Origin of the sequence: Streptomyces sp. NPDC006384 (assembly GCF_042870695.1) — a bacterium.
In the GTDB taxonomy this organism is placed as follows: domain Bacteria; phylum Actinomycetota; class Actinomycetes; order Streptomycetales; family Streptomycetaceae; genus Streptomyces.
In genome coordinates this window covers 51,353-73,635 of record NZ_JBIAHR010000033.1, presented here as the reverse complement: position 1 = coordinate 73,635, position 22,283 = coordinate 51,353, and the positions used below count along the sequence as shown (strand labels likewise).

The 22,283-nt window shown below is 74.4% G+C and carries 20 protein-coding genes; 14 read left to right on the top strand and 6 right to left on the bottom strand.

The genetic code is table 11. The annotated features are described in order from the left end of the window. Positions 1-141: 141 nt before the first annotated feature. Positions 142-1,653 carry a UbiD family decarboxylase gene (locus ACFYOJ_RS32905; RefSeq protein WP_356557666.1) on the bottom strand — a complete coding sequence of 504 codons (1,512 nt, stop codon included), beginning with the start codon at positions 1,651-1,653 and terminating at the stop codon, positions 142-144. Then, on the bottom strand, positions 1,650-2,264 hold the full coding sequence (locus tag ACFYOJ_RS32900) for a UbiX family flavin prenyltransferase (protein WP_356557664.1): 615 nt from the start codon (positions 2,262-2,264) through the stop codon (positions 1,650-1,652). The genes ACFYOJ_RS32905 and ACFYOJ_RS32900 overlap by 4 nt, the downstream gene beginning before the upstream one ends. Positions 2,265-2,377: 113 nt before the next feature. Here ACFYOJ_RS32900 and ACFYOJ_RS32895 point away from each other — a divergent pair, with 113 nt between their 5' ends. Further along, positions 2,378-2,830, top strand: coding sequence for a MarR family winged helix-turn-helix transcriptional regulator (locus ACFYOJ_RS32895; protein ID WP_356557662.1), 453 nt, complete (start codon positions 2,378-2,380; stop codon positions 2,828-2,830). A 73-nt stretch (positions 2,831-2,903) separates the two neighbouring features. On the opposite strand, the gene ACFYOJ_RS32890 is transcribed toward ACFYOJ_RS32895, so the two are convergent. Beyond that, positions 2,904-3,536 (bottom strand): TetR/AcrR family transcriptional regulator C-terminal domain-containing protein, encoded by a 633-nt coding sequence (locus ACFYOJ_RS32890; RefSeq protein WP_356557661.1) that lies wholly within the window; start codon positions 3,534-3,536, stop codon positions 2,904-2,906. A gap of 154 nt (positions 3,537-3,690) precedes the next feature. On the opposite strand from ACFYOJ_RS32890, the gene ACFYOJ_RS32885 reads away from it, so the two are divergent. The 3 genes from ACFYOJ_RS32885 to ACFYOJ_RS32875 all read left to right on the top strand — a co-directional run bounded on the left by ACFYOJ_RS32885 (position 3,691) and on the right by ACFYOJ_RS32875 (position 7,856). Beyond that, positions 3,691-5,214 carry an APC family permease gene (locus tag ACFYOJ_RS32885; protein ID WP_356557660.1) on the top strand — a complete coding sequence of 508 codons (1,524 nt, stop codon included), beginning with the start codon at positions 3,691-3,693 and terminating at the stop codon, positions 5,212-5,214. A 73-nt stretch (positions 5,215-5,287) separates the two neighbouring features. Then, positions 5,288-6,922 carry an amidohydrolase gene (locus ACFYOJ_RS32880; protein ID WP_388598436.1) on the top strand — a complete coding sequence of 545 codons (1,635 nt, stop codon included), beginning with the start codon at positions 5,288-5,290 and terminating at the stop codon, positions 6,920-6,922. 571 nt (positions 6,923-7,493) lie between these two features. Beyond that, positions 7,494-7,856: a MerR family transcriptional regulator gene (locus tag ACFYOJ_RS32875; protein ID WP_356557659.1), complete on the top strand. Its 363-nt coding sequence runs from the start codon at positions 7,494-7,496 to the stop codon at positions 7,854-7,856. 129 nt (positions 7,857-7,985) lie between these two features. On the opposite strand, the gene ACFYOJ_RS32870 is transcribed toward ACFYOJ_RS32875, so the two are convergent. Both ACFYOJ_RS32870 and ACFYOJ_RS32865 read right to left on the bottom strand, forming a co-directional pair. Beyond that, the gene (locus tag ACFYOJ_RS32870) at positions 7,986-8,936 is read right to left on the bottom strand and encodes a pentapeptide repeat-containing protein (protein WP_388598434.1); all 951 of its coding nucleotides are present in this window, start codon (positions 8,934-8,936) and stop codon (positions 7,986-7,988) included. Positions 8,937-9,305: 369 nt separating this feature from the next. Beyond that, positions 9,306-10,940, bottom strand: a complete 1,635-nt coding sequence (locus tag ACFYOJ_RS32865; protein WP_356557657.1) for an ABC-F family ATP-binding cassette domain-containing protein — start codon at positions 10,938-10,940, stop codon at positions 9,306-9,308. A 377-nt stretch (positions 10,941-11,317) separates the two neighbouring features. Here ACFYOJ_RS32865 and ACFYOJ_RS32860 point away from each other — a divergent pair, with 377 nt between their 5' ends. The 7 genes from ACFYOJ_RS32860 (at position 11,318) to ACFYOJ_RS32830 (ending at position 17,729) form a co-directional block, all read left to right on the top strand. Next, a complete protein-coding gene (locus tag ACFYOJ_RS32860) occupies positions 11,318-12,346 on the top strand; it encodes a ketoacyl-ACP synthase III (RefSeq protein ID WP_356557656.1) in 1,029 nt (342 codons plus the stop codon). Further along, positions 12,343-13,083 carry a glycosyltransferase family A protein gene (locus ACFYOJ_RS32855; protein WP_356557655.1) on the top strand — a complete coding sequence of 247 codons (741 nt, stop codon included), beginning with the start codon at positions 12,343-12,345 and terminating at the stop codon, positions 13,081-13,083. The genes ACFYOJ_RS32860 and ACFYOJ_RS32855 overlap by 4 nt, the downstream gene beginning before the upstream one ends. Beyond that, complete coding sequence (locus ACFYOJ_RS32850) at positions 13,083-14,561, top strand: class I adenylate-forming enzyme family protein (RefSeq protein ID WP_356557654.1); 1,479 nt, start codon at positions 13,083-13,085, stop codon at positions 14,559-14,561. The genes ACFYOJ_RS32855 and ACFYOJ_RS32850 overlap by 1 nt, the downstream gene beginning before the upstream one ends. After that, positions 14,558-15,334, top strand: coding sequence for a glycosyltransferase (locus tag ACFYOJ_RS32845; RefSeq protein ID WP_356557653.1), 777 nt, complete (start codon positions 14,558-14,560; stop codon positions 15,332-15,334). The genes ACFYOJ_RS32850 and ACFYOJ_RS32845 overlap by 4 nt, the downstream gene beginning before the upstream one ends. Beyond that, on the top strand, positions 15,331-16,488 hold the full coding sequence (locus ACFYOJ_RS32840; protein ID WP_356557651.1) for a cytochrome P450: 1,158 nt from the start codon (positions 15,331-15,333) through the stop codon (positions 16,486-16,488). Before ACFYOJ_RS32845 ends, ACFYOJ_RS32840 begins: the two co-directional genes overlap by 4 nt. Further along, positions 16,485-17,423, top strand: coding sequence for an NAD(P)-dependent oxidoreductase (locus ACFYOJ_RS32835; RefSeq protein ID WP_356557650.1), 939 nt, complete (start codon positions 16,485-16,487; stop codon positions 17,421-17,423). Before ACFYOJ_RS32840 ends, ACFYOJ_RS32835 begins: the two co-directional genes overlap by 4 nt. A 96-nt stretch (positions 17,424-17,519) precedes the next feature. Beyond that, positions 17,520-17,729, top strand: coding sequence for a hypothetical protein (locus tag ACFYOJ_RS32830; RefSeq protein WP_356557649.1), 210 nt, complete (start codon positions 17,520-17,522; stop codon positions 17,727-17,729). A gap of 144 nt (positions 17,730-17,873) precedes the next feature. Here ACFYOJ_RS32830 and ACFYOJ_RS32825 read toward each other — a convergent pair whose 3' ends face one another. Continuing rightward, entirely contained in the window at positions 17,874-18,416 is a 543-nt protein-coding gene (locus ACFYOJ_RS32825) for a hypothetical protein (RefSeq protein WP_356557648.1), read from the bottom strand. Positions 18,417-18,764: 348 nt separating this feature from the next. On the opposite strand from ACFYOJ_RS32825, the gene ACFYOJ_RS32820 reads away from it, so the two are divergent. The 3 genes from ACFYOJ_RS32820 to ACFYOJ_RS32810 all read left to right on the top strand — a co-directional run bounded on the left by ACFYOJ_RS32820 (position 18,765) and on the right by ACFYOJ_RS32810 (position 22,211). After that, complete coding sequence (locus ACFYOJ_RS32820; protein WP_356557647.1) at positions 18,765-19,742, top strand: LysR family transcriptional regulator; 978 nt, start codon at positions 18,765-18,767, stop codon at positions 19,740-19,742. Positions 19,743-19,969: 227 nt separating this feature from the next. Then, positions 19,970-20,587 carry a dihydrofolate reductase family protein gene (locus tag ACFYOJ_RS32815; RefSeq protein ID WP_356557646.1) on the top strand — a complete coding sequence of 206 codons (618 nt, stop codon included), beginning with the start codon at positions 19,970-19,972 and terminating at the stop codon, positions 20,585-20,587. A gap of 217 nt (positions 20,588-20,804) precedes the next feature. Then, positions 20,805-22,211, top strand: coding sequence for a cellulase family glycosylhydrolase (locus ACFYOJ_RS32810; protein WP_356557645.1), 1,407 nt, complete (start codon positions 20,805-20,807; stop codon positions 22,209-22,211). Positions 22,212-22,283: the final 72 nt, after the last annotated feature.

Here is a 22,283-nt window from a genome sequence, read left to right as displayed (position 1 = left end):
GCCGTACATGAGCGCGCGTACTCAGTCCGTACTCATGCCACTCATGCCACTCATGCCGGTCGTACGTCAGGTCCCGGCCCGGGCCCGCGCAGGGGCTGCCGGCGGACCCCCGGAGGGGGACGGGCCCCGGCGGCGAGCGGTTCAGCGTGACCGGTGGCCCGTCGCGGCGAACCCGTAGCCGGCCCAGTTGTCGGTGACGCGCCGGCGCACGTCCTCCGGGTAGGAGTTGCGGAACGACGCGGTGACGCCCCTGGTCTCACCGCGGAGCTGCTCGGGCAGCAGGCAGCTGACGACCGCCTTCCCGCCCCGGCCGGTTTGCACCTCCTCCGGTGTGAGGTACGGGACCATCGGGATGCCGGGCGCCTGCGGGTAGAGATGGTGGCCCGTGGCGGGATGGCTGCGGGTGGCCATCGCCCACACCACCTGGTCGATGTCGGTGATGTCGATGTCGTCGGCCACCAGCAGGACCTTCGGGACGAGCCAGCCGGTGTGGGAGCCGAAGAGCACCTCGGCCACGGCGTCGGCCAGCCGGCGCTCCGTCATGTCCAGGTCCGCCAGCCGGCGGATGTCGACGGCCACGACGATCCAGCAGGTCGCGGCCTCGTACGAGCACCAGGCCATCGAGACGGGCAGGCCGCTGGAGCGCAGCACGTCGAGACTGACCGCCGAGATCATGGTGCCCCAGATGGTGTGGTTCTCCTCGGGAGGCAGACCGGCCACGCAGACGGGCAGGACGGGCCGGTCCCGGTGCGTCACGGCCTCGACGTGGAAGACGGGCTGCCGCTTGCTCTCGGAGAAGGCGTACCCGTGGTATTCCCCCATCGGCCCCTCGGGGGCCGTCTCGTCCGGGCTGATGTAGCCCTCGAGCACGATCTCGGAGTTGGCCGGTACGTACAGGCCGTTGGTCTCCGTGCGGACCACCTCGACGGGGCTGCCGGCCAGGGCTCCGACGTAGCCGCTCTCGTCGACCTCGGCGGGCAGGGGCATGCCGGCCGCGGCGAGGGCGGCCGGCGGGGCGCCGAGGACCATGGCCCAGGGCGTGCGCTCGCCCCGCTCGGCCCACATCCGGTGGATCATGCCGAGGTGCTGCTGCGGCATGGCCGGACCGACCAGGGTGTTCCGGCCGTGCAGCATGGTGCGGCTGACGGACCAGCTCGTCCAGCGCTCGTCCGGTGTGCGCACCACGTGGAAGCCGTAGGTCCCGAAGTACCGGCCGCCGTCCTGCTCGTGCAGCAGCGGGACGGGAAAACGCGTCAGGTCGACGTCGTCGCCGGTGACGACGTTCTCCTTGCAGGGGCCGGTCGGCACGACCCGCGGGGGGAGCGGGTCGGCGTGCATGGCGGAGATGAGCCGCTCCAGCAGGCCGCGCGGTGTGGTCTCCCGCGGCAGGCCGAAGTGGGCGGCGATCCGTCCGTACGTCTGCCCCGGGACGCCGCTCAGTCCGGCGGGGGCGCCGAGTATCCGGAAACCCGGCTCGCCCTCGGTGAGGTTGCCGAACAGCGGTGCGGGACTCCTGGTGTCGTAGACGCGCCGGGTGACGGCGCCGGCCTCGAGGGTGGGGCTGACGGGGACGCGGATGTCGACCGCGTCGCCCGTGGCGAGCAGTTCCGCGACGAAGTCACGGAAGTTGAGCGCGCTGCCGCGCTGTGTCATGACAGGGCCTTTCCGGAGGGGAGGGGAGGGGCGCCGGCCGGGTGCGCGTGCGCGGCCATGCCCTGCCAGCGCCGGGCGGTGGGCAGGTCCAGACCGAACTGGTCGAGGACGCGGGCGACGATGTGCTCGACGACGTCGGCGATGCTCGAGGGCCGGTTGTAGAAGGCGGGTACGGGCGGCATGACGACGGCGCCCATGCGGGTCAGCTCGAGCATGTTCTCCAGGTGCACGGCGGACAGCGGGGTCTCGCGGGCCACCAGGACCAGCTTGCGCCGCTCCTTGAGCATCACGTCCGCGGAGCGGCCGACGAGTCCCTCGCCGTGCCCGGTGCGGACGGCCGCCAGCGTCTTCATGCTGCACGGTGCGACGACCATGCCGTCGACCCGGAACGAGCCGCTGGAGATCGACGCCCCCTGGTCGTCCGGGCTGTGCCACACGGACGCCAGCTCCCGCACGTCACGCAGGGAGTACGAGGTCTCCTGGGCCAGTGTGGCCCGCGCCCAGCGGCTGACGACGAGATGCGTCTCGACGTCGAGGTCCCTCAGCGCTTCGAGCAGGCGCACGCCGATGGGCGCGCCGGTGGCTCCGGTCATCGCGACGACGAGTCTCACTCCGCCGGCCTCCTGGATGGTGAATCACGACGCACAGTTATTACGTACACGTCCTATCTGTTCGCACGGTATAGTACGTACACGTCCTAATCAAGCGGATGAAGGTGACGCCGATGGCGCAGGAGGACGCGGACCACCGTGCTCCCCTCGATGCACTGGGCGGACTGGGCCCGCTGGCCCGCCAGTTGAACCAGGTGCACAACCGGCTCTGGTACGAGCAGGTGCACCAGGACGTCACGGGCCCCCAGTTCACCGTGCTGAGCCTGCTGGACGCCCACGGCGACATGGACCAGGGCACCCTCGGCGCGCTGGCCCGCCTCGACAAGTCGACGGCCGCCCCGCTTCTCGAACGGCTGCGCGGACGGGGGCTGCTGACCCTCACCCGGGACGAGCGCGACCGCCGGCGCAAACTGGTGCGGATCACCGAGGAGGGGCGGGAGCTCGCCGTCCGCCTCGCCCCCGCGGTCGTCGCGGTGAGCGAGCGGATGCTCGCGCCGTTCTCGCCCGAGGAGCGGGAGCAGCTCCTGAGCCTGCTGCGGCGGGCGGTCGGCGAACCGGAGCCCTAGGGGCCCGCCGGACCGGAGTGCCGGAGTCCCGGCGCTCCGGCCGGAGCCCGTCGCCCGGACCTCCCGCGTTCCCCTATTCGTGGTCGGCGTCGGCGGACGAGTGCTCCTCCAGGAGCCCGCGGCAGTGGGTCAGGAACGCCGTGAGCGTCAGGTCGAAGGCGCGGTCGGCGCGCGAGGACCCCGTGACGGCCTGGGCCCGGTCGAGCCGCGGAGCCTCGCCGCTCCCCCCGGCCACCCACATCACCTCGGGGGCCGACATGTCCAGGGCCGAGCCGAGGACGATGTTGTCCAGGCCGGTGACGACCGGCATGACCGTCTCCGGCGTGAACCCCGCGTCCAGCAGCAGGCCGACCACCCGCTCGTACTGCTCGATCACCCGCGGCGCGCGCACAGGGGAGGTCATCAGCATCGGGATCGCCCGGGGGTGGGCGGCGAAGGCGGCACGGTAGGAACGGGCCCACGCCTCCAGGGCCACGTCCCACGGGTGCCCGTCGAGGGCGCCGGCGTCGAGGCCCTCGGCCACCCGGTCCCGCACCAGCTCGATCACCCCCGCCCGGCCCTCCACGTGGTGATACACCGAGGCGGTCTGCACCCCGAGGCGGCGTGCGATCTCGGGGACGGTGAAGTCACCCGTCTCGTCGATGAGTTCGAGTGCCGTCCGGCCGATGCGTGTCCGGTCGAGCAGAGCCTTCCGCGGCCGCCCCATGTTCATTCTCCTGGCGTGAGGTCTTCCGCAATCCTACGGCCGCCGTCTACATTGCCTAAACCGAATCGGTTTAGGTTTCGCGGCTCCCGCCTCCCTCTCCCGGATGGTCCGGCCGCAGTCCCCCCTCTCCACCGTCGTAGAAGGGCCGAGCCACATGGCCGTTGAGTCCGCATCCCGCGAAGGGGTACCACAGGACGCCGACCCGCAGCGCCCCGGCGCCGCCGGGAGCGACGATTCGCCCGGGCTGCGCCGGGGGAGTCTCGGCGTCGCCGACATCGCGTTCTTCGTCGTCTCCGCCGCGGCACCCCTGACCGTCATGGCCGGAGTGGCCCCCCTGGCCATCGGCGTCGGCGGCGTCGGCGCCCCGGTCGGCTACCTCCTCGCCGGGATCACGCTGGCCCTCTTCGCGGTCGGCTTCACCGCGATGAGCCGGCACGTCCGCAGCAGCGGCGGGTTCTACGCCTTCATCACCCGCGGCCTGGGCCGTCCCGCCGGATTCGGCGCCGCCACGGTCGCCCTCCTCGCGTACAACGGCATGCAGATCGGCGTGTACGGGCTGCTCGCCACCGGCACCCAGGACGCGCTGCGGGCGCTGTGGGGCGTCGACGTGCCCTGGCCGGTGATCGCGCTCGCGGGCGTCTTCGTGATCTGGTACCTCGGCTACCGCAGCATCGAGTTCGGCGCCAAGGTCCTCGGCGTCCTGCTGCTCGCGGAGACCGGCATCCTCGTGCTCCTCGCGGGCGGGGTGCTCCTCGACGGCGGGGCCGAGGGCCTCGCCCTGGACTCGTTCACGCCCGGCAACGTCCTGGTGCCCGGCACCGGCGCGGTGCTCGCCTTCGCGTTCGCCGCCTTCACGGGCTTCGAGTCCACCGCCATCTACCGCCGCGAGGCGCGCGACCCGGACCGCACCATCCCGCGGGCCACCTACATCGCCGTCGGCTTCCTCGGACTCTTCTACGCGTTCAGCGTCTGGATCGTCATCCAGGCCTTCGGCAGCTCGCAGATCATGAACGCCGTCACCACCGACCCGACGGGCCTCTTCTTCACCGCGACCACGCACTACGTCGGCGGCTGGGCGGCCGACCTCATGCACGTCTTCATCGTCACCAGCATCATCGCCTCGCAACTGGCCTTCCACAACGCGATCAACCGCTACGGCTTCTCCCTCGCCCGCGAGGGCGTCCTGCCCGAGATCCTCGGCAGGGTCCACCCCAGGCACCGTTCGCCGTACGTGGCGGGCATCGCGCAGAGCGTCCTGGCGCTGCTCTGCGTGACGTGCTTCGCCGTGGCCGGCGCCGACCCCTACCGGCAGCTCCTGCTGTGGATGAACACCCCCGGCGGGATCGGCCTGGTGGCCCTGCAGGCGCTCACCGCCGTCGCCGTGCTCCGTCACTTCCGGCGTGTCCGCCACGAGGAGGGCCGCTGGCGCACCGTGATCGCGCCGCTGGCCGCCGCCGCCCTGATGGCCGGCGCGATGTGGCTGATCATCAGCAAGATCGGCCTGATGACCGGAGCGTCGTCCACCACCAACACCGTCCTCGTGCTCATGGTGCCCGCCGCCTTCGCGGCCGGCCTCCTGCTCGCGCTGCGCGTACGGCGCACCCGGCCCGAGGTGTACGCCGGCTTCGCACAGGAGCCGGACGAGCCGGACAACCCGGCGGAACAGACCGCCGCCTGACCACCCTCCCCCAAGCCGCCGGCCCGTCCGCGGGCCGGCCCGCCCCACCCTCACTCAGCAAGGAAGACCTTCCGTGTCACACCCCGCAAAGCCCCTGTCCGCCGTCGCCGACACGGTCCTGACCGGAGCCCGCGTCCGCACCCTCGATCCCGGCCGGGCGACGGCGAGCGCCGTCGCGGTCAAGGACGGGTACATCACCGCCGTCGGCGACGAGAGCGACGTACGGGACTGGCGCGGCGCGGACACCGAGATCGTCGACCTGGCCGGCGCCACCCTCACGCCCGGCCTGGTCGACGGCCACAGCCACCCGTACCTGGGCCTGGAGATGGCCACCGGCCTCGACCTCTCCGGCTGCGGCGACCTGGACGCGCTGCGGACCGCGCTGGCCGACGCGGCCCGGGCGGCGGCTCCCGGCGACTGGGTCCTGGCCTACGGCCTCGACCACAACGCCTTCGGCGGCCGGCCCGTCCACCACGACCTGATCGACCCGGCCCTCGGCGGCGTGCCCGCCTTCATCCGGCTCTACGACGGTCATTCCGCCCTGGCCAGCGGCCCCGCCCTGGCGGCCGCCGGCATCGACGGTCCGCACCGCTTCGCACAGCGGGCGCAGGTCGTCTGCGACCCGGACGGACGCCCCACCGGACACCTCGTGGAGTTCGCCGCGATGGGACTGATGGACCACGTCCTGCCCCGGGAGAGCGCCGCCGTACGCCGGGAACGCCTCCTCGCCCTGCTGCGCGACATGGCGGCGACCGGGCTCACCGGCGCCCACGTCATGGACCTCCAGGACCCCGGTCTCCTCGCCCTGCTGGCCGGCATCGAGGAGGACGGCGAACTGCCCGTGCGGCTGCGGATCGCCCCCTGGTGCATGCCGGACACCGGCGAGGAGGGCCTGGACCACCTCGTCGGGCTGCAGCGGTCGCACGGACGGCGCTGGCGGATCGGCGGCGTCAAGTTCTTCATGGACGGCACCGTCGAGGGCGGCACCGCCTGGCTGGAGCACGCGGACTGCCACGGCCAGGGCACCGACGCGTTCTGGCCGGACCCCGCCGCCTACACCCGCGCCGTGCACCACCTCGCCCGGGCCGGCGTCCGCACGGTCACCCACGCCATCGGGGACGCCGCCGTACGTCACGTCCTCGACACCGTCGAGCTCCTCGAGGACCCGCGGCAGCGCGCCCTGCACCGCATCGAGCACATCGAGACCGTGCCGGACAGCCAGCTGCCCCGCTTCGCCCGGCTGGGAGTGGCCGCCTCCATGCAGCCCACCCACCTCGCCTACACCCGCGCCGACCACCGCGACGAGTGGTCGCTGCGGCTCGGCGAGGAACGCGCCGGCCGTGCCTGGCGCTGCCGTGACCTGCGCGACGCGGGCGCGACCCTGCTCCTCGGATCGGACTGGCCCATCGCGCACTACGACCCGCGCGAGGTGCTCGCCACCGCACGCCTCCGCCGGCTGCCCGGGCAGCCGGAGACCGAACCGGTCACGGCCGAACAGGCCCTCACCGGCCTCATGGCCCTGGAGGGGTACACCTCGCACTCGGCGCTCGCGGTGGGCGAACAGGACGTGGCGGGGCGCATCGCACCGGGCTGCCGCGCGGACCTCACGGCCTTCGCCGTCGACCCCGTCACCGCGCCCGCCGACGAACTGGGCGCGGCCCCCGTCACGTTGACGATGACCGGCGGGACGGTCGTGCACCGGGCCTGAGCGGCGGACGGCGCCGGGGCTCCACGGCCGGGAGGCCACGGCCGGGAGGCCACGCGCCGGAAGAACAGAACATCGGACTGCCCAGATGGAGTAAATCTGTACTGACGGATATAGACATTGCCGTGGGCGGGGGCTAGCATTCTTTGTGTAGCCCAGAAGTCGAAGGGCACGGCAGACGACGGACCGCCGTGCAGACAGGTCAAGAAGGTACGGCCCGGCAGTGGAGTGACGGAGCCGGAAGCAGTGGGTTCCCTCACTGGCTGCCGGGCCGGGCGGCCCCAGGGGTCGCACAGCAGTACCGCACAACCAGCAAGAACCGATGGAACGAAAGAGGTAAGGAGCCGAACGCCATCAGGATCGCCCGGGCGAGCGAGACCGCCCGGGTACCGCAGACCCCGGATTGGAAGGTGGTCCCCGGTCACGCAGCCGCGATCCCCGCAGCCTCGTCCTTCCGGACGGAAGGCGCGGACACAGAAGGCCGGCGCAGTTCGCCGGTAGATGGTGTGGAAAGCTCGGGCCCGAGCGCCGAACGGCGCTCGGGCCCCCGACGCGTCCCCGGAAGAAGAGGTCTATGCCCCCTCGCAGTACCCGCCCCGTCGACAACCTCGACGACGACGACTACCCCGCCTACACCATGGGCCGCGCCGCCGAGATGCTCGGCACCACACCGGCCTTCCTCCGCGCCCTGGGCGAACACCGCCTGATCACCCCCCTGCGCTCCGAAGGCGGCCACCGCCGCTTCTCCCGCTACCAGTTGCGCATCGCCGCCCGCGCCCGCGAACTCGTCGACGCCGGCACCGCCGTCGAAGCTGCCTGCCGCATCGTCATCCTCGAGGACCAGCTCGAAGAGGCCCGGCGCATCAACGAAGAACTCCGCGCCGCCGCCGACAACAGCGCCGGCGACAGCAGCGAGCAGCCGAAGGCACTGGCCTGATCCCCGCCCGCACCCGAGGAGCGGCGGCACCGCGCAGTACGGGCGGGCTTCCGGGCCGGGGCGGCACGACGCCGCGGCCCGCCGCCCGAGCCGGTCACACCGCCCGGGGAGCCGTGCGGATCCCGGCACCTACCAGTGAGCGGGCCGGGCGAGCGCCGGGGGCAGCACGGTGGCCGCGTCGCCCCTGGCCGCGTTCAGCTGCGCCTGGGTGAGGAACAGCGCGCCGGTGAGGTCCGCGCCGCTCAGGTCTGCGTCCCGCAGATCGGCCCCGATCAGGTCGGCCTCGCGCAGATCGGCCCCGCCGAGGTCGGCCGCGACGAGGAGGGCGCCGCGCAGGCTCGCTCCCCTGAGGTCGACGCCGGACAGTCTCGCGCCGATCAGATCGGCTCCCCGATGGTTCCTCGTACGGCCCGGCACCCGGGCCCGGGTCAGCTCGCTGGCCCGCAGCAGCAGGGTGTTGACCTCGCCGCGCAGGGCGTTCACGTCCAGCCGGGCGATCGACTCGGCGCTGCCGCGGGTCAGGCCGTCGATGAGGGCCAGCGCCTTTTGCAGCTCCTTGTGGACGGGCCGGGCCGGCGCCAGGCCGAGGGCCTCGGTGACGTACCAGAGCAGTTCGTGCAGCTGCCGCATGACGGGGAAGACCTGGAACATGGAGGGCGCCGTCTTCGGCGCCTGACGCCAGTCGGTGCCGCCGAAGGTGACCTGGGACACCTTCTGCCCGGCGCCGAAGCAGTCGAAGACGGTGCAGCCCGGGTACCCCTCGTCCCGCAGCCGGGCGTGGACGCCGCAGCGGAAGTCCTGACGGAGGTTCGAGCACGGCCGGCCGGCCGGCTTGTCGGCGGCGAAGTCCGCGGACCGGGCGAAGGGCAGGGCCACGCAGCACAGGCCGAAGCAGGCGGCGCAGTCGGCCTGCAGCTCCTCACGCCCCCCGGTGGCCCCACTGTTCCAGGACTCCTCGCGGTCCTGCTTCTCGGAGGCCGGCCGGTGCCCGCCGGCGGACGGACGCCCGCGCCCACCCGCACGGGACGGCCGCCTGCGCCCTCCGGCGGAGGAGGAGGGGGATCCGTGCTGTGGCGACACCGTGTGTGCTCCCGTCGGCGGACGAGCACCGCATCCTGCGGCGCTGTGCGAACGGCTGCCATTCTCCCAGACCGGCGCGAGCCGGCCGCCGCACCCCCGGGCCCGCCCCAGCGGTACTCCACACGACCCGTGCGCACCCGGAGCCCCTGCGGCCGCTGATCGCACACCCGGCGGCCCGGGTACGGGCACAGGCGGTGGCCGGGCCGCGGGCGCTGGACCGCCCGGACCCCGCGCCGCCCGGACCCCGCGGCCCTGCCGGCGCGGGCCCGCGGCCGGGGCCCGCCCGAGGCGCCCGACGGCCGGTCCGTCGGGCGCGGAGTCCCGGGCACGGACCGGGCCGCAGGCCGTCGGCTCACGCGCCGACGCGGGTCACCCCACGGGAGCTCCCGTCTCCCGCAGCACCCCGTCGGCCAGCCGCAACCAGCGGCTGATCCCGATCTCGGCGAGGAACCGCTCGTCGTGGCTGACCACCATGACGGCGCCCCGGTAGGAGTCGAGCGCGCTCTCCAACTGGCCCGCGCTGACCAGGTCGAGGTTGTTGGTCGGCTCGTCGAGCAGCAGCAGGTGCGGAGCGGGCTCCGCGCACAGCACGCAGGCCAGGGTGGCGCGCAGCCGCTCACCGCCGGACAGCACCCCGACCGGCAGGTGGGCGCGCGGGCCCCGGAAGAGGAAGCGGGCGAGCAGGTTCATCCGTTCCGCCTCGGACCGCTCGGGAGCGAACGCGGCGAAGTTCTCCGCCACCGTCCGGTCCAGGTCCAGCAGGTCCAGCCGCTGCGACAGGTAGGCGATCCGGCCCTCGTTGCGCCGGATCTCGCCGCTGTCCGGGGCGAGGTCACCGGAGACCAGGCGCATCAGAGTGGTCTTCCCGGCCCCGTTGGGGCCGGTCAGCGCGATGCGCTCCGGGCCGCGGATCGTCAGGTCGACACCGCCCGCGGCGAACACCTCCGCATCACCGAGACCGACCTGCAGTCCCTCGCCGAGGAACAGGTTGCGGCCGGCCGGCACCTGGGTGTCGGGCAGCTCCAGCACGAGACGCGCGTCCTCGCGCAGCGCGCGCCCGGCCTCGTCCAGGCGGGCCTTGGCCTCGCCGACCCGGGCGGCGTGCATCGTGCCGGACCTGCCCGCGGCCTCCTGGGCCCCTCGTTTCATGTTGCCGGCGAAGATGCGGGGCAGGCCGGCGTTCTTCAGGTTCTTCGCGGCGTTGCTCGCGCGGCGCTCGGCGCGTTCGCGGGCCTGCTGCGCCTCCCGCTTCTCCCGCTTCAGCTCCTGCTCGGCATTGCGGACGTTCTTCTCGGCGACCTCCCGCTCGGCACGGACGGCCTCCTCGTACTCGGTGAAGTCGCCTCCGTACAGGCGTAGTTCGTCACTGCCGAGTTCGGCGATGCGTTCCATCCGGTCGAGCAGCGCGCGGTCGTGGCTGACCAGGAGCAGGCAGCCGTTGAAGTCGGAGAGCACGTCGTAGAGCTTGTGCCGGGCCTCGGCGTCGAGGTTGTTGGTGGGCTCGTCGAGCAGCAGGACGTCGGGGCGCCTGAGCAGTTGGGCGGCGAGGCCGAGGGAGACGGCCTGGCCGCCGCTGAGCGTGCTCAGGCTGCGGTCCAGGGCGAGACCGGCCAGGCCCAGCCGGTCGAGCTGGGCGCGGGTGCGCTCCTCGATGTCCCAGTCGTCGCCGATGGTGGCGAAGTGCCTCTCGTCGACGTCGCCGGACTCGACGGCGTCCAGGGCGCGGATCACCTCGGCGACACCGAGCACCTCGGCGACGGTGAGGCTGCCGGCCAGCGGCAGGCTCTGCGGGAGATAGCCGAGCACGCCGTCGACGAGGACCGAGCCGCCGGAGGGCTCGAGCTCGCCGGCGATCAGCCTGAGCAGGGTGGTCTTGCCGGAGCCGTTGGGCGCGACCAGACCGGTGCGGCCGGGCGGCAGGGAGAAGGACAGGCCGCGGAAGACCGGGGTGTCGTCGGGCCAGGCGAAGGAAAGGTTCGAGCAGACGACGGATGCGTCGGACATGAGAGGACCTCGGGGACGCTGAGGGCAGAGCGTGGACATCTGCCCTGGGCAGACGGTGGAAAAGGGAACGACAGGACCGGCCACGGCGGCAGCGCTCCTCGGCGCCGGCCGGTGGCCGTCAGAACCGGATCTCACCCGGAGATGTCGTCTTCACCCACCACGTCTGTATCTCCTGTATCAGCGACACACGTCCTCCAATCCTAGCAGTCCCTCACGGCCCGCCCCCCCTCTCCGGCCGGGTGCGGGGGAGGGGAACCCCGCAGGCTGCGCGCACGGGGACGGACACCGGCCGCCGGTGAGGCAGCGGCCGATCGCCCACCCCCACTGAGTACGCGTGCTCAGGCAGGCCGCCCGCGCCCACCCGTAGCGTCCGGCCCATGCACATAGACCACGCTGCCCGCGGACCGGTACGCCGCGCCGGCATCACCGCGGTGGCCTGCTCCCTGCCGGCACGCGAAGTGACGTCCCGGCAGCTCCAGGACCGGATCACCGAGGCCGCCGGCCTCACCCTCCCGCCCCGGACGCTCGAACGGGTCACCGGGATCACCGCGCGCCGAGCGGTGGCGCGGGACGAGTACGCCTCCACCCTCGCGGTACGGGCGGCACGCACCGCCCTGGACCGGGCCGGACTCGGCCCGTACGACGTGGACCTGCTGGTCTTCGCCTCCGCGACGCGGGACGTGGCCGAACCGGCGACCGCGCACATCGTCCAGGCCGAACTCGGTTCCCGGGCCCACGCGCTGGACGTGACGAACGCGTGCAACAGCTTCGTCAACGGCATCGACACGGCACGGGCGATGATCCTCGCCGGCCGCGCCCGCCGGGCCCTGGTCGTCACCGGCGAGACCCCGAGCCGCGCGGTCCGGCACGCCCCGTCCGGCCCCGGCCAGCTCCGCGACGGGTTCGCCGGCTACACCTTCGGCGACGCGGGAGCCGCGGTCGTCCTGGAGGAGGTGGAGCGCGGCGGCATCCTCGACGTGGACACCGAGACGCACTCCGAGCACTGGCGCGTCGGCGGCATCCGCGGCGGCGGCTCGCGCCACCCGCGCGGCGACGAGCACACGTACTTCCACGGCGACGGCGCGGAGCTGCGCGAGGTGTTCGAGAAGGTCGGCACCTCGGTGCTCGACCGGATGCGGCAGCGCACCGGCCTGGCGTGGACCGACTTCCGGCACATCCTGGTGCACCAGGTCACCGTGCCGTACCTGGAGCGGTTCACGGAGCTCACCGGCGTCCCCCGGGACCGGCTCGTCGTCACCGTGCCCGAGCTCGGCAACATGGCCAGCGCCACGCTCGGCGTACAACTCGACCGCGTCCACGGCACGTTGCGCTCCGGCGACCGGGTGCTGTTCGTGGGCCTGGGCGGCGGCGTGAGCATCATGACCATGGTGTGGGAGAAGGCATGAGCGCCCTGTGGGTGGTGGTGCCCGCACACCAGGAGGCCGCACGCATCGGCGCCACGCTGGACGCGCTCGCGAACCAGCGCGACCGCGACTTCACCCTCGTCGTCGTGGACAACGCCTCCACCGACGCCACCGCCGCGATCGCGCGCGACTTCGCCCGCCGGGCGCCCTTCCCGGTCCACGTCCTGAGCGAACCGGAGAAGGGCGTGGGCTGCGCGGTCGACACCGGCTTCCGGTACGCGATCGCCCACGGTGCCACGCTGCTGGCCCGCACCGACGCCGACTGCCTGCCGCACCCCGGCTGGACGGCCGGCGCCCGCGACGCCCTGCGGCACGGCGCGGCCCTGGTCTGCGGACGCATCGACGCACGCCGCGACGAGCACGGACCGCTCGGACGGGCCGCCTTCCGCGCACTCGTCCGCACCGCCGCGTTCTTCGGCCGGATACGCCCCGCCCACCACCGCCGCCACGGCTACCTCACCCCCTACCGGATGCACGCCGGCAACAACATGGCCGTCACCGCGGCCCTGTACGAAGCCGTCGGCGGAATGCCCCGCCGGCCCTCCCCCACCGACCGGCTCTTCCTGAACCGGGTGCGCCGCCACACCACCGCCGTCGTCCACGCCCGCGACATGGTCGTGGAGAACTCCACCCGCCGGCTGCGCGCCTACGGCCTCGTCGGCACCGCCCGCTGGTACCTCGACAAGGGCCCGGGCCGTCACGGGGAGGACCCGCGCTGATGCTCGACACCCTCGCCCACACCCTGCGTCGCCGGCCCGAGAGGCCCGCCGTCCTCGGCACCACCCGCACCGGGGCCGTACGCGTCAGGGCCACCAACGGGGACCTGGCGGACCTCGCCGACCGCTACACGGCCGCCCTGCACGAGAGGGGCACCAGACGCGGCAGCACCGTCGGCGTCGCCGTACGGCCCGGACCCCGGGCCCTCGCGGTGCTGCTCGCCGTGCACCGGCTCGGCGCCCGGGCCGCGGTGCTCGACCCGGGCGCCGGACCGGACGTGCTGCGGGCCCGCCTCGCCCTGGCCCGCCCCGACGTCGTCCTCGCCGACGCCACCGCCCAGGCGGCCGCCGGCTGGGCCCGGCCGCTCGCCCGCCGGGCCCGCCTGGCCCTGCCGGACCTCACGGAACTGGGCCCGGTCGCCACGGTCGGCCCGCGGCTGCCCGGCTGCGCCCCCGCCCTGGACGCCGGCGTCCGCTCCACGGTCCTGCCGCGCCCCGTGGACGGGGACGGCGACGCGGTCGTCGTGTTCACCTCGGGCACCACGTCACGGCCCCGCGCGGTGGTGCACACGCGCTCCTCGCTCGCCGCCGGCATGACGTCGGTGACCGAGCTGGTCCGGCCCGGGGCCGGACGGCCCGTCCTCGGCGGCACCTTCTTCGTCCTCGTCCCCTCCCTCGCGAACGGGGCACCGGTCGCACTGCCCGCCCGCTCCGCGCACGTCCTGCCCCGGCAACTGCGCAGGCTCGCCCCGCAGGCCACCTACCTGACACCCCCGCAGCTCCGCCAGGTGCTGGCGCGCGGAGGCCGGTTCACCGGCCGCGTGTGGACCGGATCGGCCCCGGTGAGCACCGAGCTGCTCACCCGGGCCAGACGCGCGGGCGCCGACGAGGCGTGGGGCGTCTACGCCCTGACCGAGCTGTTCCCCGCCGCCGCAGTCGAGCAGGCCGGCAAGGCCGCCTTCACCGGAGAGGGCGACCTGGTCGGCGCGCCCCTGCCCGGAGTCGTGGCCAGGACCGACGCGTCCGGCGAGCTGCTGCTGACCGGGCCCGCCGCACGGGACCGCTACCTGGGCGAGGAACCGGACCCGTGGATCGCCACCGGCGACCGGGCACGCCTCGACGGCGGCAGGATCGTACTGGAGGGCCGCCGCAAGGACATGGTTCTGCGCCGCGCGGAGAACATCTACCCGGGGCTGTACGAACCGGCGTTGCACGTGCCGGGCGTCGAACTCGCCCTGCTCGTGGGCGTACCGGCCGGCGACGGCGACGAACGCCTGGTCGCCGTCGTCCAGCCGGCCCCCGGCGCAGACCGCGACGCGCTGCGGACGGCCCTGGCGGGCCCGCTGGCCCGCATGGGCTCCGCCCGGCCGGACGCGGTGCTGCTCGCAGGCATCCCGCTGTCCGGCCGCTCCCGCAAGCCCGACCGCGCCGCCACCGCCCGTCTCGCCGCCGCCCGCCTCGCCGGACGGAGCCGGCGATGACCACGCCCGGCGACGCACCGCCGCTGTGGGCCGTGGTGCCCGCCTACAACGAGGAGGCCGGGATCGGCGCCACCCTCGCGGCCCTCGCCGCCCAGACCGACACCGGCTTCACCCTCGTCGTCGTCGACAACGCCTCCACCGACGCCACCGCCGCCGTCGTACGCCGCTTCGCCGTCGGCGCGCCCTTCCCCGTGCACCTCGTCCACGAGGCGGAGCGGGGCACCGGCGCGGCCGTCGACACCGGCTTCCGGTACGCCGTCGCGCACGGCGCCGGCCTGCTCGTCCGCACGGACGCCGACTGCCTGCCCGCCGCCGACTGGATCGCCGAGGCGCGCAGGGAGTTCGCGCGGGGGACCGAGATGGCCTGCGGCCGCAGCCTTCCGCGCCGCGACGAGTCCCCCTCGCCGGCCGAGCGGTACCTCCTCCCGGCGGTCGTCAGGGCGACCGCGCTGTACGGGCGTTACCGCACCGCACACCGCCATCCGCGCCACCGCGCGCCCTACGTGCTGTGCCACGGCCACAACCTCGCCATCACGGCCGCGCTCTACCTGCGCTGCGGGGGCACGCCCCGCGTCCCGCTGGAGGGCCCGCCCGAGGACGTCGTCCTCCTCGACCGGGCGCGCGAGCACAGCGACCGCATCGCACGCGCCGAGCGGATGGTGGTGCACACCAGCCTGCGCCGCCTGCGGGCCTGGGGCGCCCGCCGGACCCTGCTGTGGTGCTGGGACCGCCGCTACCGACCCGCCGACCCGAAGCAGGTGCACATCCGGTGACCCCACCTCCCGCACGACCCGACGCGTCCGCGCTGCGCGCCGCCCGGCGCCGTGACCGGCGCGTGTACACCCGCTCCCACCCCCTGCTGTTCGCCCTCCTCGCCGCCACCCGCCGCCGGGCGGTCACCCGCGTCGGCGGCACCGTCCTGGTGCACGGCACCGAGCCGTACCGGCAGGCCCTCACCCGCGTCCCGCTGGACCGCACCGCCGCCGGCACCACCGGCGGCGCGGCACGGCGGCTGACCACGGGCACAGCCCTGTTCGACCAGGAGGGGACCAGGCACCGCGCCACCCGCCGCACGGTCGCCGACGACCTCGGCGCGGCCGGGACCGAACGGCTGCGCCCGGTGTGGCGGGACGTCCTGAACCGTCGCCTCGTCCCCCTCGCCGAGGGACGCGACATCGACCTCGTACCCCTGGCCCGCGAACTGGCCGGGGCCACCGTCCGCGCGCTCCTGCGCACCGCCGGCGACCCGGAAGCAGTCGCCGAAGCGGCGGCCGGGGCGGCGGCCGCCGCGGTCCGCGACCACCTGCCCGGCCCCAGGCCGCCGGGCACCGCACGGGCGGCCGCCGAGGCGACGGCACGACTGGAGGCCCTCCTCGCCCCGGCCGGCGAGCCCGGCCCGCCGGCGGACGCGGCCCTGCGGTCCGTGCTCGCGGTCGCCGCCGTCAACACCACCGTCGCCGCCCTGCCCCGCGCCGCCGCCTGGTGCGCCGACGCCCGCCTGTGGGACCAGGCGGCCGACGACCGGCTCCGCCCGGCCCTGGTGGGCGAACTGCTGCGGGTGACCGCCCCCTCCCCGCTGCTGCCCCGCGCGGCGGCGGCCGACGCCGACCTGGACGGCTGCCCGGTACGGGCCGGGGACCGCCTGATCCTGGTCGCCCGGCACGCCGCGCGGGCACACCGCGAACCACCGGACGCCCGTCACCCGGCCCCGCCCGCCGTGGCCCGGCTCGTCTTCGGCGCAGGCCCCCACGCCTGCCCCGGCGCACGCCTCGCCCACGCCCAGCTCGACGACCTGCTCGCGGCGCTCGCCCCCCACCGCCCCGCCGTCCTGCGCGCCCGCCCGGACCGGGGCGCGGCCCTGCCCGGGTGGCGCTCCCTCGTCGTCCGGGCGACCACCGGCCACCGACGACCCCCGGAGCACCGATGACCACGATCGCCGTCACCGGCGCGAGCGGCTTCTGCGGCTCGTACGTCGCCACCGCGGCCGCCGCCCGCGGCGCCGACGTCCTGTGCGTGGGGCGACGCCCCGGCCCGGTCGGCCGGCACGTCTCCTGGGACGCCGCCCGGCACGCACCGGACCTGTCCGGCGCCGACCTCGTCGTGCACTGCGCGGCGGCCGTCGGCGACCCGGTGCCCGGCTCCCCGGCCGAGGCGGCCATGCACGCCGTCAACGTCGACGGCACGGCACGCCTCCTGGACGCCGCCGCAGGCAGGCCGGTGGTGTGGGTGAGCAGCGCCAGCGTCTACGCGCCCGGCCCCGGACGCGCCCGCGTCACCGAGGACCATCCGGTGCGCGGACACCTGAACGCGTACGGCCGTACCAAGGCCGCCGGTGAGGCGCTGGCCCTGGCCGCGGGCGCCGTGGTGCTGCGCCCGCGGGCGGTCTACGGCACCGGCGACCCGCACCTGGTGCCCCGGCTGCTGGCCCGCGTCCGCCACGGCCTGCTCGTGCTGCCGGGACCGAGCGTGCCCCTCAGCCTGACGGCCGTCGAGAACCTCGCGGACGCCTGCCTCTCGGCCGCCGGCTGGCCGCCGGGCGCGTACAACATCGCCGACCCGGAGCCGTACGACCGGGACGAGGCGATCCGCGCCGTACTGAAGGCGCACGGGGAACGGGCGCGCATCGGCCGTCTGCCCCTGCCCGTCGCCCGCACCGCGGCGGGCGCCGCCCAGCGGATGGCCCGGCTGCTGGGCCGCGGGGAGTCGCCGCTCACCCGCTACGCGGTGGACCAGCTGGCGTCCCCGGTCGTCCTGGACGTGTCCAGAGCCGTGTCCCGGGGCTGGACGGCCCGTCGGACCCTGAAGGACTACACCACCGCCGTACCGGACGACTGCCGCACCGAGCGGACGAACCAGCCGTGACACCGCCGGCGCGCGCGGCACGACCGGAGCCCCGGAGCGGACACGGAGCCCCGGCGCGGGCACCGACGCGTGCGCCGGCGCCAGTAGGATGCCCGGATGCCCGAGCCGATACGGAGGAGCCGCAGAACACCGCTCGCCGCGACAGCGGGACTGGTCTGCGCCGGCGCCGTGGCGGTCGTCGCCGTGAACGCCGCGTCGGATCCGGAACCGGAGCCGCGGCCCACGCCGTCGCGGGTGTACTCCTCCTGCCTGGCGGTCGACACCGAGCCGGTGCCGGCGGGCGGCGACCCGTGCGGCGGCCGTTGAGGAACAGCTGAGCGGCTGCCCGCCGCAGGGGAGGGCGGCCGCCGGCACCGAGCAGCCGCAACGCCAGGGCCCGCCCCCGCTCGTGACGCCGGTGGCGTCGACGGTCGGGGACGGGCGGCCGCGGCCGCGCGGGCCACGGGAAGGTCAGCAGGGCCGGATGTAGAAGACCGGTGTCCAGGACGCGGTGCCGGTGTCCTTGGCGCGGTTCGTCCAGCGCAGGCTGCCGTCGGAGTTGTAGAACCGGGCGACGGTGCCGGACGTCTGGTTGTTGTTGAAGGTGCCGTCGCCGATGCCGTCGAAGCTGTAGCGGCCGCACCGGTAGTAGTCGTAGTGACGGCCGCGGCCGTCCACGATGCACAGGTGGCCGTGGGCGCAGGCGACCGCGGCCTCGGGCGAGGCGAGGTCACGGACCTGGCTCTGTCCGGGAGCCGGGAGGGTCACGGACCCGCCCTCGGTCGCGAGCCGGTTCGCCGACACCTGACGGGCGTCCGGGTGCGTCGCCAGGTAGGCGTCCACCTGCCGCTGGAGCTCGGAGGCCTGGGCACCGGTGAGACCGGCTTCCAGCGCCTGCCGGGTGTACGCGGACTGCGTGGCCGCCGGCTCGGCCGTCGCGGAGCCGGACAGCGCCGGCCCCATGACCAGAGTCACCGCGGCCGCCGCCATGGCCAGGACCTTACGTGCTGACATGCTCGTTACCCCCTTCTCGGGCACTTCCGGCGGCCGCGTCCCATAGCGGCCGTCCGGGAGACGTCACACATCGTGCCCGTCGGCGGGTCGGCACTTGAAGAGTTAACTCATGCGCATGCGCTGCATATTGATGTTCCGAAGGTTATCGACGGAGGTGAACACGCTTGTGGGGGACTGCGGGAGGGGCAGGCGGCAGGGCACTGTGGGGGAGACACTGACGGGGGCGCTACGGGAGAAGTGGTGACGGACGGTTACGGGGGGCCTGGCGAGGGCAAGGGGTTCGGCCCCTTCCCCGAGCCGTGCGGGAGCGGGCCGGACACGAGCAGGGCAGGGGCCACGGCCTCCGCCGTGGCGAAAGCGGACGCCGGAAGAAGCGGTGAGCCGCCCCCCGGCGGCGGTTCCCTCACCGCGGCCGACCCGAGCACGCACCAGCTGCGGCTCTTCCTGGCACTGGCCCAGGACCTGCATTTCGGACGGGCGGCGAAGCGGATGTTCATCAGCCAGCCCGCGCTCAGCCGGCAGATCATCGCCCTCGAACGCCGGATGGGCGTCGGCCTGGTCCGGCGCTCCACCCGCCGGGTGGAGCTCACCCCGGCGGGGCAGGCACTGCTGCCCGAGGCCCGCGCCGTCGTGGAGGCGACGAACCGGCTGAACGAGGTGATACGGAGCCACTCGCGCCGGATGTGCGGGAGGCTGCGGGTCGGCTTCATCGGCGCCGAGGCGGCGATGCCGTACGCCCGGCGGATCCTCGCCGAGTTCCGGCGGAGGCATCCGGAGAGCGAGATCGAGATGCGTTCCCTGGACCTGGTGAACCAGGTCCAGGCACTGGTCGGCGGCGAGGTGGACGCCGCCTTCCTGCGGCAGCCGCTGCCCGCGGGCATCCGCACCCTGCAGCTCGCCAGCGAGCCACGGGTGGTGTGCCTGCCCGCGGGCGACCCGCTCGCCACCCGCAGCGGGGAACCGCTCACCATGGCGGACCTCGCCGACCGGGTCTTCGTGGACATCCCGGGCGACGCGGTGCGCGGCTGGTGGGACCACTGGACCGGCAACCCACGGCCCGACGGCACCCCCGTACGCTACGGGCCGGTCGTCACCGACATGGAATCCCTGCTGCTCGCGGTCGCGAACGGACAGGGCATCGCCTTCCTGCCGGCGGCGGCCCGCGAGTTCTACCCCCGCCCGGGACTCGTCTACGCGGAGGTCGGGGGACTCTCCCCCTGCACCGCCGCACTCGCCTGGCTCGCCGAGCACGGCGAGGACACCGAGGTCGCCGCCCTGCGCGCGGCGGCCCGCGCCGTACTGCGCACGACCGGCCCCGGCAGGTAGCCGGCCGGCGGGTCGCCCAGGTCTCCCGAGCCGCCGGCCGCGATGCGGTCACGGCCGCGGCGACCGGACGATCGGACGACCGCTCTCCACCCGGCCCCACGACGCCCCTGCCGTCTCCACCGATGCGGCCGAACGGGCGGGCGGCGAGAACTGCTTCCGAGGACACATCCGGAACACGTGCCACGCGTGAGCGATGAATTCGAGCGATGAGCCGGGTCTGCCCTGGTATGACACGGATCATCGCTGACATCTCGGTCTCCCTCGACGGATTCGTCACCGGACCCGACCCCGGCCCGGACAACGGACTGGGCACCGGCGGCGAGGCCCTGCACACCTGGGCCTTCTCCGACGACCCCGACGACCGCCGGATACTGCGCGAGGCCACCGCCCGCTCGGGCGCCGTCGTCCTCGGCCGCCGTCTCTTCGACATCGTCGACGGGCCGAACGGCTGGGACGACACGACCGGCTACGGCGCCGGCGAGGTCGGCAAGCCCGCGTTCGTCGTCGTGACGAGTTCGCCACCGCGGTCGGTACGGCTCACCGGCCTCGACTGGACGTTCGTCACCACCGGCCTGCCCGATGCCGTCGCCGCCGCACGCGAGCGCGCCGAGGCCGCGTCGTCGGACAGCGGCAAGGACCTCGACGTCGTCCTCATGGGCGGCGGGGCCACGATCGGTTCGGCGCTCGGAGCGGGCCTGGTCGACACGCTCGCGCTGCATCTCGCCCCCGTCGTCCTGGGCGCCGGGACGCCACTGTTCACCGGCGGAGCGCCGCGCACGCTGGTGCAGCGCGGCACGACCCCGACATCGACGGCGACACACCTGACCTACGACGTCCTGCGGTGACCACGACGCGCCACTCGTCCCGCCCTCACCGCCACCGCCGCCGTCCGGCTGTCCCTCACGCCGTGCCCGGGCACACCCCTCCGCCAAGGACGTGGGTGCGGAGCCGACCTGCCGTTCCCGGACCCGGGAGGCGGCGGACCCGGTACGCAGTCTTGAACAATGCTCATCTTTCCTGATGTGATCTGCGGCACTGTCGACCGACCGTGCCGGAGGTCCCGTGTACCGCCGTCTGTTCGCCACGCTCGTCTGCACCCTCCTGCTGTCCGTCACCACCACCGCCCACGCGGGGGCCGCCGTCGCGGACCACCGCGATCCGTCCCCCGCCGTCCCCCGGCTCACGGACGACCGGGGCCGCGTGCTGACCCTGCGCGGCTGGAACGTCGAGGACAAGACCCACCGCGGCGAGGCCGCCCTGTCCGCGATCGGCGAGCACCACTTCCGTGATCTGCGGGCCCGGGGCTTCAACTTCGCGCGGCTGCTGGTCTTCTGGGACGACCTCGAACCCGAGAAGGGCCGTTACAGCGAGCGGTACCTCCGCAGGATCGAACGCATCCTGGACTGGGCGCACAAGCACCGCGTCCAGGTCCTGATCGACGCGCACCAGGACGTCTTCGGGCCCGCGTTCGGCCACCGCGGCATCCCCGAGTGGGCGACCAGGACCGACGGACTGCCGTTCACCCCGCACCCCGACGACTGGTTCGCCGAGTACTTCGAACCGGCCGTGCAGCGGGCGTTCACCCACCTCTACGAGGACCCGGACCTGCGGCGCGCCCAGGCGGACATGTGGCGCGTGCTGGCCGGACGGCTCGGGGACCACCCGGCCGTCCTCGGCTACGACCTGATCAACGAGCCCATGGGCGAGATCGCGGAGGGCGAGGACCTGCCGACGGCCGCCCGGCGCATCGAACGCGAGCACCTCACCCCCCTCTACAACCGCCTCGCCGACGCCGTCCGCTCCGTCGACGACGACTCCTGGATCTTCTTCGAACCGACCCCCATCGTGGGCGAGGGCGTCCCCACCGGCCTGGGCCGGATCCACGACCCCAAGGCCGTCTACGCGCCCCACTTCTACAACACCGCGATGGAGGCGGGTGCCGACTACGACCCCTCGGCCGGCTGGATCGAGGCGTACGAGGCCGCGGTGACCGTCTACCCGAGCCGGTACCGCGTCCCCGTCGTGGTGGGGGAGTGGGGGCCGCTCAACAACACCCTGCCGAACATGGGACGTTTCTACCGTGACGCCCTGGCGTCCCTGAACCGCTACAGCTCCGGCTGGGCGGGCTACGTCTGGTGCTACGGCGGCGGATACTGCGCCGTCGACGCCGAGGGACGCTTCAGGGCCAACAAGGAGCAGACCGCCGCGCCGTACGCCCCGGCGGTCGCCGGCCGGGTCACCGCCGAGACGTACGAGCCGGACAGGGGTGTCTTCCGGCTGACGTACCGGGCCGGCCACGGGGTCACCGAGGTCTCCGTGCCGCCCCGGGCGGGCGGCTGGCGCGTCGCGCTGACCGGGGACGCCCGGACCGCCGCACCCGTGCTCCCCGGCGACCGCGCGACGGTCGCGCAGGTACGGGCCAGGCCCGGGGCGCGGGTCACCGTCGTCGTCACTCCGCGTAAAAGTTGAGCAGTTGTCTTGTTCCAAGGGTTCCCATGGGGCCTACCGGCCAATAAAACCCTCGGTAACCCCACCACCAGG

Bases quoted from the DNA above. Each gene is read 5' to 3' on its own strand.
- ACFYOJ_RS32865 (WP_356557657.1), bottom strand. From the start codon at position 10,940: ATGTCCGACGCATCCGTCGTCTGCTCGAACCTTTCCTTCGCCTGGCCC.
- ACFYOJ_RS32885 (WP_356557660.1), top strand. From the start codon at position 3,691: ATGGCCGTTGAGTCCGCATCCCGCGAAGGGGTACCACAGGACGCCGAC.
- ACFYOJ_RS32875 (WP_356557659.1), top strand. From the start codon at position 7,494: ATGCCCCCTCGCAGTACCCGCCCCGTCGACAACCTCGACGACGACGAC.
- ACFYOJ_RS32830 (WP_356557649.1), top strand. From the start codon at position 17,520: ATGCCCGAGCCGATACGGAGGAGCCGCAGAACACCGCTCGCCGCGACA.
- ACFYOJ_RS32815 (WP_356557646.1), top strand. From the start codon at position 19,970: ATGACACGGATCATCGCTGACATCTCGGTCTCCCTCGACGGATTCGTC.
- ACFYOJ_RS32835 (WP_356557650.1), top strand. From the start codon at position 16,485: ATGACCACGATCGCCGTCACCGGCGCGAGCGGCTTCTGCGGCTCGTAC.
- ACFYOJ_RS32825 (WP_356557648.1), bottom strand. From the start codon at position 18,416: ATGTCAGCACGTAAGGTCCTGGCCATGGCGGCGGCCGCGGTGACTCTG.
- ACFYOJ_RS32895 (WP_356557662.1), top strand. From the start codon at position 2,378: ATGGCGCAGGAGGACGCGGACCACCGTGCTCCCCTCGATGCACTGGGC.
- ACFYOJ_RS32905 (WP_356557666.1), bottom strand. From the start codon at position 1,653: ATGACACAGCGCGGCAGCGCGCTCAACTTCCGTGACTTCGTCGCGGAA.
- ACFYOJ_RS32890 (WP_356557661.1), bottom strand. From the start codon at position 3,536: ATGGGGCGGCCGCGGAAGGCTCTGCTCGACCGGACACGCATCGGCCGG.
- ACFYOJ_RS32860 (WP_356557656.1), top strand. From the start codon at position 11,318: ATGCACATAGACCACGCTGCCCGCGGACCGGTACGCCGCGCCGGCATC.
- ACFYOJ_RS32855 (WP_356557655.1), top strand. From the start codon at position 12,343: ATGAGCGCCCTGTGGGTGGTGGTGCCCGCACACCAGGAGGCCGCACGC.
- ACFYOJ_RS32845 (WP_356557653.1), top strand. From the start codon at position 14,558: ATGACCACGCCCGGCGACGCACCGCCGCTGTGGGCCGTGGTGCCCGCC.
- ACFYOJ_RS32850 (WP_356557654.1), top strand. From the start codon at position 13,083: ATGCTCGACACCCTCGCCCACACCCTGCGTCGCCGGCCCGAGAGGCCC.